Here is a 13825-nt window from a genome sequence, read left to right on the forward strand (position 1 = left end):
GGCCGCTGAGCGGGGCGGATCAGACGAGCGAGTCCTTCCACGCCGCGTGCAGCGCGGCGAACCGACCGGTGCCGCCGATCAGCTCCGCAGGCGTCCCGTCCTCCACCACCCGACCGTCGTGCACCACGAGCACGCGGTCGGCGATCGCCACGGTGGAGAGCCGGTGCGCGATGATGAGTGCCGTCCGGTTGCCCAGCAGCTTCTGCAGGCCCTCCTGCACGAGGCGTTCACTGGGGATGTCGAGCGACGAGGTCGCCTCATCGAGGATGAGGACCGCCGGATCGGCGAGGAACGCACGCGCGAAACTGATCAGCTGGCGTTGTCCGGCGGAGACGCGCCCGCCGCGCTTGTTGACGTCCGTGTCGAAGCCCTCGGGCAGGTCGAGGATGAACCCCTCCGCGCCCACGGCCCGCGCAGCGGCGATGATCTCCTCCCGGCCGGCCTCGGGCCTGCCCAGGGCGATGTTGTCCGCGACCGACCCGCTGAAGAGGAAGGCCTCCTGGGTGACCATGACGACGGCGCGCCGCAGGTCATTCGGCGCAAGGTCGCGGAGGTCCACGCCGTCGAGCGTCAGCTTGCCCTCGGATACGTCGTAGAAGCGTGCAATGAGCTTGGCCAGGGTGGACTTGCCCGCGCCGGTCTGGCCCACGAGGGCCACCGTCTGCCCTGCGCGGATGGACAGGTCCATGGTGGGCAGCACCACGGGCCCGTTCCCGTAGCGGAATTCCACGCCCTGGAAGGCGATCTCTCCCCGCGGATTCGGCAGGGCCACCGGATGCTTCGGGGGCCGGACGGTCGGCACCTCCTCGAGGAGGCCGGAGACCTTCTCGAGCGCGGCAGCGGCGGACTGGAAGGAGTTGTAGAACATGGCCATCTGGTCCACGGGCTGGAAGAAGCGCTTGCTGTAGAGGATCAGGGCGAGGAGGGCGCCCACCTCCAGGCTGCCGCCGAGCACCCGGAATCCGCCGACCACGAGCACGACGGCGACGGTCACGTTGCCGATCAGCACGAGCCCGGGCTGGAAGACGCCGTTGAGGTTGATGGAGCGGACCGTGACCTTGCGGTAGTCCTCCGCCAGTTCGTCGTAGCGCCGGGCGTTGGCCGCTTCGCGGCGGAACGCCTTCACTGCGCGGATGCCGGTCATCGTCTCGATGAAGTGGACGATCAGCCTCGCGGACACCACCCGCGACTCGCGGTACGCGATCTGGGAGTGCTTCTGGTACCAGCGTGCCAGGAAGAACATCGGGACAGCGGCTGCCAGGATCAGCAGGCCCGTACGCCAGTCGAGGGCGAAGATCGTGGCCGCCGTGAAGAGCATGAAGATCGCACCCGAGGCGAGCGAACTCACGCCCGAGTCCAGGAGTTCACGGAGCGCCTCCAGGTCCGAGGTCTGCCGGGAGATGATCCGGCCGGACGTGTACTTCTCGTGGAATTCGAGGCTCAGGCGCTGGGTATGGCGGAAGACCCGCAGGCGGAGGTCCAGCAGCATGGCCTGGCTCAAGTGGGCGGTTGCGCGGACGTAACCCGCGGTCAGCACGGAGGCGAGCACCGCGGCCAGGAGGTAGGTGCCGCCGGCCACCCACAGCTGGAGCGAATCGCCCGCGATGAGGGAGGGCAGTGCGCGGTCGATCCCGAAGGCGATGATGGCTGGTCCTGCGACGCGCGCCGCCTGGGAGATGACCACCAGCAGGACGGTCCAGACGAACTGCCCGCGGTTCGGCCGGATCAGCGACCCCAGGAGCCGGAAGGACCTGGAGCGCACCGACCTGCTCTGGGCCCGGTCGAGGAGGACGTCGTCCTCGTTGAGGACACCGGAGGAGGTGGCGCCGTCGTCCCGTGCGTCCCTGTCCTTCGGTGACCCTCCGGGCGCTGTGGTGGTGCGGCTCATGCCAGGGCCTCCTCGTCGTCGTGCGCGGGTCGGGGTACGCGTCCGAGCTGCGCGATCTCCTCGTCGTCGAGGCTGGCGATGACGTAGCGGTAGTGGTCGTTGCGTGCGAGCAGTTCGGAGTGCGTGCCGACATCGGCGATGCGTCCGTCCTGCATGAGGGCCACGCGGTCCGCGAGGGCCACGGTGGAGGGCCGGTGCGCCACGATGAGCGTGGTGGTCGAGCTCAGCACCGCACGGAGGCCTTCCTCCACGCGTTCCTCGGTGGCCACGTCGAGGGCCGAGAGCGGATCGTCCAGCACCAGCACCGCGGGGCGGGCTGCGATCGCACGCGCGAGGGCGATGCGCTGCCGCTGGCCGCCGGACAGGCTGAGTCCCTCCTCGCCGATGAGCGTGTCGAGCCCCTCGGGCAGGGAGTAGGCGAACTGCGCCTGTGCCACCTCGAGAGCTTCGGCGAGGACCCGCTCGGCCTCGTCACCGGCGGCGTCGGAGCCCATCAGCACGTTGTCCCGGACCGAGTTGGAGAAGAGCGTGGTGTCCTCGAAGGCGACGGACACGAGGGTCCGCAGCTCACCGAGGGTGAAGTCCCGCAGGTCCACGCCGTCGATGCTGATGCCGCCACCGGTGACGTCGTACAGGCGGGGCACGAGCTGGAGGAGGGTGCTCTTCCCGCAGCCGGTGACCCCGACCAGTGCCATCGTCTCGCCTGCCCGCAACTGCAGGTCGATCCCGTCGAGGACATCGTCCGCCTCGTCCTGCGCATCGGGATAGCGGAAGTGGACTCCGTGGAACACGACGCCACCCCGGGGCGCTTCGAGGTGGGCGGGCTCCGCGGCATCGGTGATGGTGATCTCCGACTCCATGACTTCGTAGTGCCGGTCGATCGCCGTCTTCGCCGTGAAGGTCATGGCGAGGAGCGGACCGATGAACTCGACGGGACCGGCGACGGCGGCCGCCGTCGCGAAGAAGGCCACGAGCGCGCCGATGCTCACGTCTCCGTCAGCCGCCAGGGCCACGCCGACCACGAGTGAGGCGCCGAGCGCGAGTTCGGGCAGGAGGGTCACGATCATGGAGAAGTTCGCGAGGGACTTCGCCTTGACGATCTCGGTCCGGCGGAGTTCCTCCGCCTGCTCCTCGAAGTCCTCCAGCGCCTCGCGGCTCCGCCCGAAGGCCTTGAGGACGCGGATGCCGTGCACCGATTCCTCGACGGTCGTGGCGAGGTCGCCTGCCTGGTCCTGGCTCTTGCGGGAGACGCGGCTGTACGACGTGCGGAAGCGGTACCCGTAGACCATGAGGGGTACGGCGGCCGCGACGAAGATCAGGGCCAGCGCCCAGCTCGTGAGGAACATGACGATCACTCCCATCACCACGGTCAGCGAGGTGACCACCAGCATGATGAGGCCGAAGGCCATCCACCGGCGCATGAGGTTGAGGTCGCTCATGGCACGGGAGAGCAGCTGTCCGCTGCCCCAGCGGTCGTGGAACTCGACCGTCAGGTCCTGGAGATGGCGGTAGAAGGACGTACGCATGTTCGTCTCGACCGTCGTTGCCGGCGCGATGACGAACTGGCGCCGGAGCGCAACGAAGGTGGCCTCGAGGACCCCGAGCAACAGCACGACCCCGGAGGCGATCCATACCGTGCGGGCCGACCCGCCTTCGGCCAAGGCGTCGTTGATGAGCACGCGCAGGACCTGGGGGATGGCGAGCGCCATGACGCTCGCGCCCAGGGCACACAACAGTCCGAGCAGCAGCCGGGGGATGATGGGCCGGACGTGCGGATAGAGCCGACCGAGCGATTCCCACAGGGTGTTCTGGTTCTTCATGCCATCTCTTCGGTGAACGATGGTTGTTGGTGTCCCTCAGCAACCATCCTAGGACAGCGGTGCTGTAACGCCCGTCACGTTCTCCAGGCCCGAAGAAACACGAAGTGCGGCTAGGGCGAGTTCCGGGGAGTAAGCGTCAGGAGCACCGCTTCGGGCCGGCAGGCGAAGCGGATGGGCGCGAAGCGTGACGTCCCGATGCCCGCGGACACGTTGAGCGGAACGCTGCGACCGTTGAAGTCCCACTGCGTAAGGCCGCGCGCCCGCCAGGTCGGGAGGTCGCAGTTGCTGACGAGGGCTCCGTAACCCGGGATGCAGACCTGTCCGCCGTGCGTGTGGCCGGCGAGGATCAGGTCCGCCCCGCCGTCGGTGAAGTAGTCCAGCACGCGCTGGTAGGGAGCATGCGCGACCGCGACACGGATGTGGGGCGCTTCGGCCGAGGTGCTGCTGCCCGGAGGGTAGGGCGCGTACCGGTCCCGGCCGAGGTGGGGATCATCCACACCCGTGAAGTCGATGCGGAAGTTCCTGAAGCCGACGGACTGCGAGCGGTTGGTCAGGTCGACCCAGCCGGCGGCGCCGAAGGCGCTGAACATGTCCGCCCACGGCAGGTCCTGTGCCTGGGCCTCCTTCAGCGCGATCGACGGACCCGCGAAGTACCGCAGGGGATTCTTGAACACGGGTGCGTAGTAGTCGTTGGAGCCTGGGACGAACACGCCCGGGAACCTCAGGAGGGGCTCGAGTGCCTCGAGCAGCGGTCCTACGGCCTTCTTGTGGCTGAGGTTGTCGCCCGTGTTCACCACGAGGTCGGGGTTCAGGCTCGCCAGGCTGTGCAGCCAGTCGACCTTCGATTTCTGCCCCGGCACCATGTGGATGTCCGAGAGGTGGAGGACCCGCAGGGGAGCGGCGCCTTCCGGGAGGATGGGAAGCGTCTCCTCGCGCAGCTGGTACAGCGTGCGCTCGACAGCCGAGGCGTAGGCGAGGGTTGCGGCCGCGGTGGTCAGGGTGAGCCCTGCCGCCCAGCCGAGCGGTGCCCCGCTCCGGGATGTCTGAGTAGATTTCACGCTAGCCGTTTCCTCCGTTGCCGTTGGTGCCGCTATCGGCGGTTCCCCCTCCAGTGGTACCACCGGTGGAGCCGCCCGTGCCACTTGCGCCGGTTCCGGTGTTCGTGCGTGTGCCGGGGGCTGCCGGAGTGGTCGGGCGGGCTGGGCTGTTGTTCGTGCCGCGCTGCGTCCCGTTGAGCGTGCGGGCGGGAGGGTTGGTGAAGGGCGTCCCGACGTACTGGCCCGGGATCTGCTGCATGAACCGTGCCCAGGACGGGCCGGCGATCAGGGAGCCGTCGATCTCGGGGTAGACGCGTCCGCCGATCTGGAGGCCGCTGAGCGAGGTGTTCCCCTCCTTCCAGTTGCCGATCCAGCTCGCGGTGACCATGCCCGAGTTGTAGCCCATGAACCACGTCTGGGAGCGCTGGTCGTTGGTGCCCGTCTTGCCGGCCATCGGGATGCCGCCGTACTGGAGCAACTGGCCCGAGCCGGACTTCATGACCTCCTGGGTGGCGTAGTTCACGCCCTGGGCGGTCTCCTTCGAGATGGCCTGCTTGCAGCTCACGGCCGGGACCGGGTAGCTGGTCCCGTCGGCGGCCGTCACCTCGGTGAGGGCCCGGGGCTGGCAGACGTTTCCCTCGGCGGCGAAACCGGCGAAGGCCGTCGCCATGGAGAGGGGGGCGACGTCCTGGACACCTCCGATCAGTCCGGGGGCGAGCACGTCGAGCTTCTCCTGCTGGCCGCTGGCGCTCTTGCCGTTGTGCACGCCCATGTCGTAGGCGATGTCGAAGATCTTGCACATGTCGAGCTGGCGTGCGGTCTCCATGGTGATGGTGTTGTAGGACTGGGCGAGGCCACGGAGGACCGTGAAGGTGCCGTAGTTGGTGTCGCCGTAGTTCTGCGGCGTGTAACCCTTCGCGTCGTCGCTGAGGACGGTGTAGGAGCCGCCGGGGAGGCAGCTTGCCGGCCACTTGTCACCCTCGGGATAGGTGCGCTTGCGCCCGTCGATGGCGGCGTTGAGGGATCGGCCCGAGTCCACCCAGGCGGCGACGGTGAAGGGCTTGAAGGTCGAGCCGGGCTGGAATCCACCGACACCGCCGAGGCTCCTGGCGGGGTCTCCGTCCTGGTACTGGTCCACGTTGAAGTTCAGGACCGAGTCGCCCGAGGCCTCACCCGGGTTGTACCGGGTGTTCTGGGCCATGGAGAGGATGTTGCCGGTTCCGGGCTGGAGGCTCGTCATGGAGTGACCCACCGCGCCGTCCGTGGTGTCCGGGTTCGCGGTCTCGTTGACGGCGGTCTGCGCTGCGGCCTGGACGCGCGGATCGAGAGTGGTCTTGATGGTCAGACCGGAACGGTACAGCACCTTCTCGCGGTCCTCCGGGGACTCGCCGTAGGCGGGGTCGTTGAGGATCAGGTGCGTGATGTAGTCGCAGAAGTACGGCGCCTGGGCCGCGCCCACGCATCCGCTGAGGGTCGGAGTGATGTTCAGGCCGAGGTCCGTGGCGATCGCGGCGTCGTGCTGTTCCTGCGTGATCTTCCCGCGGGTCAGCATCGCACCGATGACCAGGTTGCGTCGCTGCAGCGCTCCCTCGGGGTTCAGCTCCGGGCTGTACACCGTGGGCCCGTTGACGACGCCCGCCAGCAGCGCGCTCTGCTGGATGTTGAGGTCCTTCGCATCCACGTCAAAGAAGTACTTCGAGGCCGCCTGCACGCCGTAGGTGGTGCCGTTGAACTGCACGATGTTGAGATAGCCCTCGAGGATCTCGTCCTTGGAGAGCTCCTTCTCCACGGCGATGGCGAGCTTCATCTCGCGGAGCTTGTCGCCCACCGACTTGTTGCCGTTGAAGACCGAGGTCCCGTTGTTCTGGCGTGCCGTGTCGTTGAGCACGTTCGTCACGAACTGCTGGGTCAGGGTGGAAGCGCCGCGCGTGGTGTCGCTCGTGAGGTTGCTGGCGATCGCGCCGAGGATGCCTTCCATGTCCACGCCGCCGTGGTCGTAGAAGCGGTAGTCCTCGATCGCGATGAGCGCGTCCTGCATGGTCGGGGACACCTGGTCGAGGGTGACCGGCTGGCGGTTCTCCTGGTACAGCGTCGCGATCAGGGAGCCGTCGGCCGCCAGGATGCTGGTCGGCTGGGCGAGCGCCTCGCGCTCCAGTTCCGCCGGCAGTTCCTCGAAGAACTGGATCGAAGCGGAGGCTCCCGTCCCTGCGGCAGCAGCCACGGGCACGAGCAGGCCTGCGGCGAGCACGCCGGCGAGTCCACTGATCCCGAGGAATGCGATGATCTTGCCGAGGGTGGTAGCCGTGTCGAAGAGGGGTGATTTGCGCGCAGCCATTATTCCAGTTTACAAGCACGCGCTAGGCTTTCCTCATGAAGAAATGGGAGTACTCCACGATTCCGCTCATCATTCATGCCACGAAGCAGATCCTCGATCAGTGGGGCGATGATGGATGGGAGCTCGTGCAGGTGGTTCCCGGACCGGACGGGAAGGGCCTCGTGGCGTATCTCAAGAGGGAGAAGAGCTAGCGGTGTCTGCTGGAAACACGGCCGTTTCCGCCGTCGAGGCGCGCCTCGCGGACCTCGGCATCCCGCTCCCCGAGGTGGTTCCGCCGGTGGCGTCCTACATCCCCGCGGTGATCAGCGGCAGCCACGTGTACACCTCCGGCCAGCTCCCGTTTATTGACGGCAAACTCCCAGCTTCGGGCAAGGTCGGCGCGTCGGCGGGCGGAGTCGACGCCGAGACGGCCACGTCCCTCGCGGCGACCTGCGCGGTGAACGCCCTCGCAGCGATCAAGAGCCAGATCGGCGACCTCGACCGCATCACGCGGATCGTGAAGGTCGTGGGCTTCGTGGCCTCGGATCCGTCCTTCACCGGCCAGCCCGGCGTCATCAACGGAGCCTCGGAGCTTCTCGGCGCCGTCCTCGGCGATGCCGGAGTCCACGCCCGCTCAGCCGTCGGAGTGGCTGTGCTTCCCCTCGACTCGCCCGTCGAGGTCGAGATCATCGCGGAGTTCGTCTAGATCGTGGACCGCCTCAGCACCAGGTTCTTCCCCGTGGCTCCGGACCAGCGCACCGCCGCCCAGAGCTGGATGGAGCACGGGGAGCGGACGCCCCTGAAAGCCCGGCCGGCGTCATCGGTGGTCCTCCTGCGCGACAGCGCGATCGGCACCGAGACCTACCTGTCCTACCGGCGCGGGCAGTCGCCGCTGGGAGTCATCGGATTCCCCGGTGGAAGCATCGAGGAGTCGGACGACGACGACGTCCCGTGGTTCGGGCCCACGCCGTCGATGTGGGCGAAGACCCTAGGCGTCGACGACCACCGGATGGCGCGGCGGCACGTGCTGTGCGCCATCCGTGAGCTGTTCGAGGAGACCGGGGTGTTGCTCGCCGGCCCCGACGCCTCCTCGCTGGTGGAGGGTACGCAGGCCAAGGAGTGGATGAAGGCCCGCGAGGCCATCAACGAGGGTGAATGCCGCTTCGCGGACATCCTGAGCCGCCGCGGCCTCGGCGTCCGCACCGACCTCATCAAGCCGCTCTCGCACTGGCTCACGCCAGACTTCGCGCACCGTCGCTTCGACACGCACTATTTCGCGGCCGCGCAGCCCGTGAACCAGGAGCCGAGCATCCTCGGGAGCAAGGGCGTCTGGGGCCAGTGGCGCTGGGCTGCGCAGGAGATCGCGGACCGGGACACCACGAGGCTCGGGGACGAAGTGGGCCAGCCGAACACGGTGGGCCGCACCCTCAGCGAGCTTGCGGTACCGGCCGTGGAGATCATCCTCGAGAAGATCGGGTCCTCGCGGGGCTGCATCGCCTATCTCTCGCACAAGCGCCCGGTGAAGGTCTACCACCCCCAGCTCCTCGAGCAGGACGGCGACCTCATGCTGCAGGTCGAATGCCCGAAGCTCAGCGAGGGCGGGTCCGTCCAGCGGGGCCGGTAGCGCCGGCTCCCTCGCGCAGGACCGAAGAAGGCACCTCCCCTCGGGCAGGTGCCTTCTGTCGTTCCGGGTGGATCAGCGGCTGCGCTGGCGCAGCCGCTGGATGTCGAGGATGACGACGGCACGGGCCTCGAGGCGGAGCCAGCCGCGCTGGACGAACTCGGCGAGTGCCTTGTTGACGGTCTCGCGGGACGCTCCGACGAGCTGCGCCAGTTCCTCCTGGGTGAGTTCGTGCGCCACGAGGATGCCGTCCGTCGCAGGGCGGCCGAAGCGGTCCGCGAGGTCGAGCAGGGCCTTCGCCACGCGTCCCGGCACATCCGAGAAGACGAGGTCCGCGAGGGATTCGTTGGTGCGGCGGAGGCGGCGGGCGAGGGCCTGCAGCAGCTGCGCCGAGACCTCGGGGCGGGTCTCCAGGAGCGTCCGGAGGTTCTCGTTCTTGAGTCCGGCGAGGCGCGTCTCCGAGACTGCTGTGGCAGTCGCGGTGCGCGGGCTCGGATCGAACAGTGCCATCTCACCGAACAGCTCACCCGGGCCGAGGATGGCGAGGAGGTTCTCGCGGCCGTCCTGTGCGGTGCGGCCGAGTTTGATCTTGCCCGAGACGATGAAGTACAGCTGGTCGCCCTGGTCGCCCTCGCGGAAGACCGAGGAGCCGCGGGGCAGGTCGACCTCGATCAGCTCGTCCGTCAGGGCGGCGAACACATCGTCTCCCAGTGATGCGAAGAGGGGCGCCCGGCGCAGTACCTCGATGTCCATGAATTCTCCTGATGCGTCTCTAGTGCGTCGTTCTGCGGCGGTCCCCGCTGTCTTCTCCTGTCCATCTTGCCGTACCTGAGCGGCTGTGACGACTGATACACACCTGCCAGGCCCGTATTCCCGGTCCATACCGAGCACAGCAACCATCTCTCCCACGCTCCTCCCATGCTTCACGGCTAGAATCGCTCGCAGTGCCGGGAGGTGTGCCGTCTCCCGCCGTCCATAGCCAGGGGAGAATGTACGTGCCGGAATTCAGTCTCGCGGAGTTCACCCTCCTCGACCTCGTCCTGGTGGTCGTCCTCCTCGGCTACCTCGTGGCCGGGCTCCGCAACGGCTTCCTCGTGACGCTCGGCGGTATCGCAGGCTTCGTCGCGGGCGCCGTCGCGGCGTTCTTCGCGATCCCCCTCGTCAGCGGGTGGGTGCCGGACAACCCCTGGCGGCTGATCGCCGTCATCGGCACCCTGATCGTCCTTGTCATCGTGGGTCAGGCGGTCGGCTCAGCACTCGGAGCGTCCATCCGCCGGTGGTCGGATTTCCCGCCCCTGCGCATCATCGACCGGCTCCTCGGCGGCGTGGTGAATGTCGTCGTCGCCGCGCTCGTCCTCTCGATGCTCGCGTTCAGCGTCGGGACCCTGGGCGTCCCGTTCCTGTCGCAGCAACTGGCGTCCTCCCAGGTCATCCGCGGCATCGACACGGCGACGCCGGGGCCCGTGCGTACCTGGATGGCGCAGCTCCGCACCATCGCCGTCGACGACGGCATCCCCACCATCCTCGAGAGTGTGGCGCCCGCGACGGCGGCCGATGTGCCGGACGCCTCGGTGGACACCCCCGAGCTGGCGGCTGCGGCCGCCTCGGTGGTCCGCATCACCGGCACCGCCTTCCAGTGCGGTCAGAATCAGACCGGCTCGGGCTTCGTCGTCGCGCCTGGCCGCGTGATCACGAACGCGCACGTGGTCGCCGGGGTCGACGAGCCAGTCGTCGAGGTGCCCGGCGGGGGAGCCCTGCCCGGCCGCGTCGTCCAGCTCGACACCGCGCGCGACATCGCCGTGATCGCGGTCGACGACCTCCGGGCCGCCCCACTGCCCCTCGGCGACGAACTCGACAACGGCGCGACGGCGGCCTTCGCGGGCTACCCGGCAGGTGGCCCCTACCGGATCCAGCCCGCGAGCGTCCAGGGCCTCTCGCCCGTGCTGGTCAACAACATCTACGGCGCCGAGCCCCAGCCGCTCCAGGTCTACAGCCTCGCGGCCAACGTGCAGCAGGGGAATTCGGGCGGGCCGCTGCTCGACCTGCAGGGACGCGTGGCCGGCGTGGTGTTCGCGAAGTCCACCGCCGACGCGCCCGTGGGCTATGCGCTCTCGCTCGAGGAACTGCGTCCCATCGCCGAGAGCGCCCCGGCACTGGACGAAGCCGTCTCTGCCGGGCAGTGCACGCGCGGCTAGGCGCCACAGGGCAGCAGTCCGCCTACAGCCACTCGATGGATTGCCCGTGCGGGCCGGTGCGCGCGAGCGTCCGTCCGTTGTGCTGCAGCACGAACCGTCCGTCCTGTTCTCCGTCGGCCTTCTCCAGGGCCCCGGCGACACCGTCGAGCGTGCGGTGGCCCTCGTGCGACAGCCAGTGCACCGGACGGTCCCTGTCCGCGGCGAGCCGCAGCATCGTGGCGCGGAAGCGGCGCCGTCCCTCCGGATCGAGGTAGGCGAGCACGGCGCTGTGGAACACCACGACGACGGCGTCCGACGGCGCGCGGTCCACCAGTGGGAGGATCTGCTCGTTCAGGTCACCGCGCACGAGCAGCGGTGGGTCCGCCCGGACGACCCCGAGGGCGGCGCGGAGGCGCTCCGCGCGGAAGGCGTGCTCGGGCCACACGAGCGCCTCGAGCCAGCGGGCGTCGTCGTCGTCCCCCGCGTCCAGCGGATTGAGGTCCACCCCGGCACGCCAGCTCACGCGCGGGAGCGCGGACGGCAGCGGGACCTCGCCCTGGACGGAGCACTCCAGGGCAGGGACGGACGACCCGCCCGCCGGTTCCAGGAGCGGCCCGGGCGAGTAGGCATACGCGTACCGGTCCGGATAGAGGCAGGCGCCGGCCGACGCCCCGACCTCGATCAGCGCCAGCGGCCTGCCCTCCTCGGCGCTGATGGCCGCGAGGCTCGGCAGCAGGACGGCGCAGCGTCCGGCCTCGTTCGTCTGGGTGGCGCGGGTCAGCATGACATACCGGATGCCGTCCCAGTGCTCGAGCGCGAAGGACCGGAAGGCGGCGTAGTCGCCGAGCGGAACGTCGAGGAAGCGCGCTGCCCCGAGGAACAGGACGGGCTGGCGGCGCGCGGCCGGGAGCGTGTCGAGCCGGGCGAGGAGCTCGCGGTCGCCGCTGATGCCCAGGCACCATTCCTCGTACAGGGGCGAGTAGCCGCGGGCCTCGATCTCGGCGAAGCTCCTGTACCGCACGGATGTTGCTGCGTCTGTTTCCATCATCGATCCTCCGGTTTCGGGGATATTTCATGCCGGTGACATCGGTGGGGAGTCCCGGCCGCGATGCCAAATCGTAACCACTGATGCCCGGCAAATGCCGCTCACGGCCCTCACGGAAGTTAGGCTCGTCACACGGATCAGCACGCTATCGCCGCTGTGGTCCCCATGGATACCGGTCCATCCGGTACGAATCACTCGTTCACCAGGGAGCAACACATGTCTAACCGAGGCACATCCGTGCGGGGGGCAGTCGCGAGGAAACGCGCTGCACTGACCGCAGGACTCTCCATCGCCGCACTCCTCCTCACCGGCTGCGTCCAGAGCCAGCGCGAGGAGAACACCGGCGCCGAGGGCGACTCCGCCGTCGACTCCACGTTCGTCTTCGCAGCCTCCTCGGACCCGAAGTCGCTCGACCCCGCCTTCGCCAGCGACGGCGAGTCCTTCCGCGTCAGCCGCCAGATCTTCGAGGGCCTCGTGGGCGTCGAAGCCGGCACCGCCGATCCCGCCCCGCTGCTGGCGGAGTCCTGGGAGACCGCCGAGGACGGCCTGTCCACGGTCTTTCAGCTCAAGGAAGGCGTGACCTTCCACGACGGAACGCCCTTCAACGCGGAAGCCGTCTGCTTCAACTTCGACCGCTGGTACAACTGGACCGGCATCCAGCAGGCCGAGACGACGTCGTACTACTACGGCTCACTGTTCCGCGGTTTCGCGGACAGCCCCGAGAACGCCGTGTACGAGTCCTGCGAGGCCAACGGCGACAACGAAGTCACCGTCAACCTCGCCAAGCCGTTCGCCGGGTTCATCGCCGCACTGTCGCTGCCGGCCTTCGCCATGCAGAGCCCGACGGCGCTCGAGGAGTTCTCGGCCGACGAGATCGGCGGCACCGCGGAAGCCCCGTCGCTGAGCGAGTACGCGCTGGGCCACCCCGTGGGCACCGGGCCGTTCAAGTTCGATTCCTGGGATGTCGGGCAGCAGCTCGAGATCTCGATCTACGACGACTACTGGGGCGACAAGGGACAGATCACCAACACGATCTTCCGCATCATCGACGACCCGCAGGCACGCCGCCAGGCACTCGAGGCCGGGGACATCGACGGCTACGACCTCGTGGCCCCCGCGGACACGGAGTCGCTCAAGGACGCCGGCTACAACATCACCCCGCGCGATCCGTTCACCATCCTCTACCTGGGCATGAACCAGGCCATCCCCGAGCTCAAGGACCCGAAGGTCCGCCAGGCGATCTCCCACGCCATCGACAAGGATGCGCTCGTCGCGCAGACCCTGCCCGAGGGGACGAAGGTCGCCACGCAGTTCATCCCCGAGGTCGTCGACGGCTACAACGAGGACGTCACGACGTACGACTACGATCCCGAGCGCGCCAAGGAACTCCTTGCCGAGGCGGGCTACCCGGACGGCTTCGACGTCACGTTCAACTACCCGACGAACGTCTCCCGCCCGTACATGCCCACCCCCGAGCAGGTCTTCACGAACCTGCAGGCACAGCTGAGCGAGGTCGGCATCACGGTCAACCCCGCTCCCGCGGCCTGGTCGCCCGATTACCTGAACCAGGTCCAGGGCACGCCCGACCACGGTCTGCACCTCCTGGGCTGGACCGGCGACTACAACGACACCGACAACTTCATCGGCGTCTTCTTCGGCCAGGAGAAGCTCGAGTTCGGCTTCAACAACCCCGAACTGTTCGCGGCCCTCGACGAGGCCCGCGGACTCAGCGACCGCGAGCAGCAGACGGAGATGTACAAGGACATCAACGAGCAGATCGCCGAGTTCAACCCGGCCGTCCCGCTCGCCCACCCGGCTCCGTCGCTGGCCTTCGCCCCGCGCGTCACCTCCTACCCGGCGAGCCCCGTCAATGACGAGGTCTTCACCGACATCGAGCTGAGCGAGTAGCAGCAGTACCCGTGTGGA

General features: G+C 68.5%; 11 protein-coding genes. 5 read left to right on the top strand and 6 right to left on the bottom strand.

Features of this window, described 5'->3' with window-relative positions:
• Positions 1-19: 19 nt before the first annotated feature.
• From AC1MFI_RS07750 to AC1MFI_RS07765, 4 genes are all read right to left on the bottom strand, one after another.
• Complete coding sequence (locus AC1MFI_RS07750) at positions 20-1888, bottom strand: ABC transporter ATP-binding protein (protein WP_479820548.1); 1869 nt, start codon at positions 1886-1888, stop codon at positions 20-22.
• On the bottom strand, positions 1885-3708 hold the full coding sequence (locus tag AC1MFI_RS07755; RefSeq protein WP_479820550.1) for an ABC transporter ATP-binding protein: 1824 nt from the start codon (positions 3706-3708) through the stop codon (positions 1885-1887). Before AC1MFI_RS07755 ends, AC1MFI_RS07750 begins: the two co-directional genes overlap by 4 nt.
• Before the next feature lie 110 nt (positions 3709-3818).
• Positions 3819-4766 (bottom strand): metallophosphoesterase, encoded by a 948-nt coding sequence (locus AC1MFI_RS07760; protein WP_479820551.1) that lies wholly within the window; start codon positions 4764-4766, stop codon positions 3819-3821.
• A 1-nt stretch (position 4767) separates the two neighbouring features.
• Positions 4768-7080, bottom strand: a complete 2313-nt coding sequence (locus tag AC1MFI_RS07765; protein WP_479820552.1) for a transglycosylase domain-containing protein — start codon at positions 7078-7080, stop codon at positions 4768-4770.
• Positions 7081-7115: 35 nt separating this feature from the next.
• Between AC1MFI_RS07765 and sp36 the strand changes: the two genes are divergently transcribed.
• From sp36 to AC1MFI_RS07780, 3 genes are read left to right on the top strand one after another with little or no spacing between them, the layout of a single operon-like run.
• Positions 7116-7271 (top strand): Sp36 family protein, encoded by a 156-nt coding sequence (sp36, locus tag AC1MFI_RS07770; protein WP_479820553.1) that lies wholly within the window; start codon positions 7116-7118, stop codon positions 7269-7271.
• Between the two features lie 2 nt (positions 7272-7273).
• Positions 7274-7765: a RidA family protein gene (locus AC1MFI_RS07775; RefSeq protein WP_479820554.1), complete on the top strand. Its 492-nt coding sequence runs from the start codon at positions 7274-7276 to the stop codon at positions 7763-7765.
• 3 nt (positions 7766-7768) lie between these two features.
• The gene (locus tag AC1MFI_RS07780) at positions 7769-8683 is read left to right on the top strand and encodes an NUDIX hydrolase (protein ID WP_479820556.1); all 915 of its coding nucleotides are present in this window, start codon (positions 7769-7771) and stop codon (positions 8681-8683) included.
• A 72-nt stretch (positions 8684-8755) separates the two neighbouring features.
• Here the strand turns inward: AC1MFI_RS07780 and AC1MFI_RS07785 are convergent, their stop codons facing one another.
• Entirely contained in the window at positions 8756-9433 is a 678-nt protein-coding gene (locus AC1MFI_RS07785; protein ID WP_087028341.1) for a Crp/Fnr family transcriptional regulator, read from the bottom strand.
• A 242-nt stretch (positions 9434-9675) separates the two neighbouring features.
• On the opposite strand from AC1MFI_RS07785, the gene AC1MFI_RS07790 reads away from it, so the two are divergent.
• Positions 9676-10875, top strand: a complete 1200-nt coding sequence (locus AC1MFI_RS07790) for a MarP family serine protease (protein ID WP_479820558.1) — start codon at positions 9676-9678, stop codon at positions 10873-10875.
• Positions 10876-10897: 22 nt separating this feature from the next.
• Here the strand turns inward: AC1MFI_RS07790 and AC1MFI_RS07795 are convergent, their stop codons facing one another.
• On the bottom strand, positions 10898-11902 hold the full coding sequence (locus AC1MFI_RS07795; protein ID WP_479820559.1) for a DUF2332 domain-containing protein: 1005 nt from the start codon (positions 11900-11902) through the stop codon (positions 10898-10900).
• Between the two features lie 213 nt (positions 11903-12115).
• Here AC1MFI_RS07795 and AC1MFI_RS07800 point away from each other — a divergent pair, with 213 nt between their 5' ends.
• The gene (locus tag AC1MFI_RS07800) at positions 12116-13807 is read left to right on the top strand and encodes an ABC transporter substrate-binding protein (RefSeq protein ID WP_479820560.1); all 1692 of its coding nucleotides are present in this window, start codon (positions 12116-12118) and stop codon (positions 13805-13807) included.
• Positions 13808-13825 lie beyond the last annotated feature (18 nt).

The organism is Arthrobacter sp. BC5 (assembly GCF_056680255.1).

Bases quoted from the DNA above. Each gene is read 5' to 3' on its own strand.
- AC1MFI_RS07750 (WP_479820548.1), bottom strand. From the start codon at position 1,888: ATGAGCCGCACCACCACAGCGCCCGGAGGGTCACCGAAGGACAGGGAC.
- AC1MFI_RS07755 (WP_479820550.1), bottom strand. From the start codon at position 3,708: ATGAAGAACCAGAACACCCTGTGGGAATCGCTCGGTCGGCTCTATCCG.
- AC1MFI_RS07765 (WP_479820552.1), bottom strand. From the start codon at position 7,080: ATGGCTGCGCGCAAATCACCCCTCTTCGACACGGCTACCACCCTCGGC.
- sp36 (WP_479820553.1), top strand. From the start codon at position 7,116: ATGAAGAAATGGGAGTACTCCACGATTCCGCTCATCATTCATGCCACG.
- AC1MFI_RS07785 (WP_087028341.1), bottom strand. From the start codon at position 9,433: ATGGACATCGAGGTACTGCGCCGGGCGCCCCTCTTCGCATCACTGGGA.
- AC1MFI_RS07795 (WP_479820559.1), bottom strand. From the start codon at position 11,902: ATGATGGAAACAGACGCAGCAACATCCGTGCGGTACAGGAGCTTCGCC.
- AC1MFI_RS07800 (WP_479820560.1), top strand. From the start codon at position 12,116: ATGTCTAACCGAGGCACATCCGTGCGGGGGGCAGTCGCGAGGAAACGC.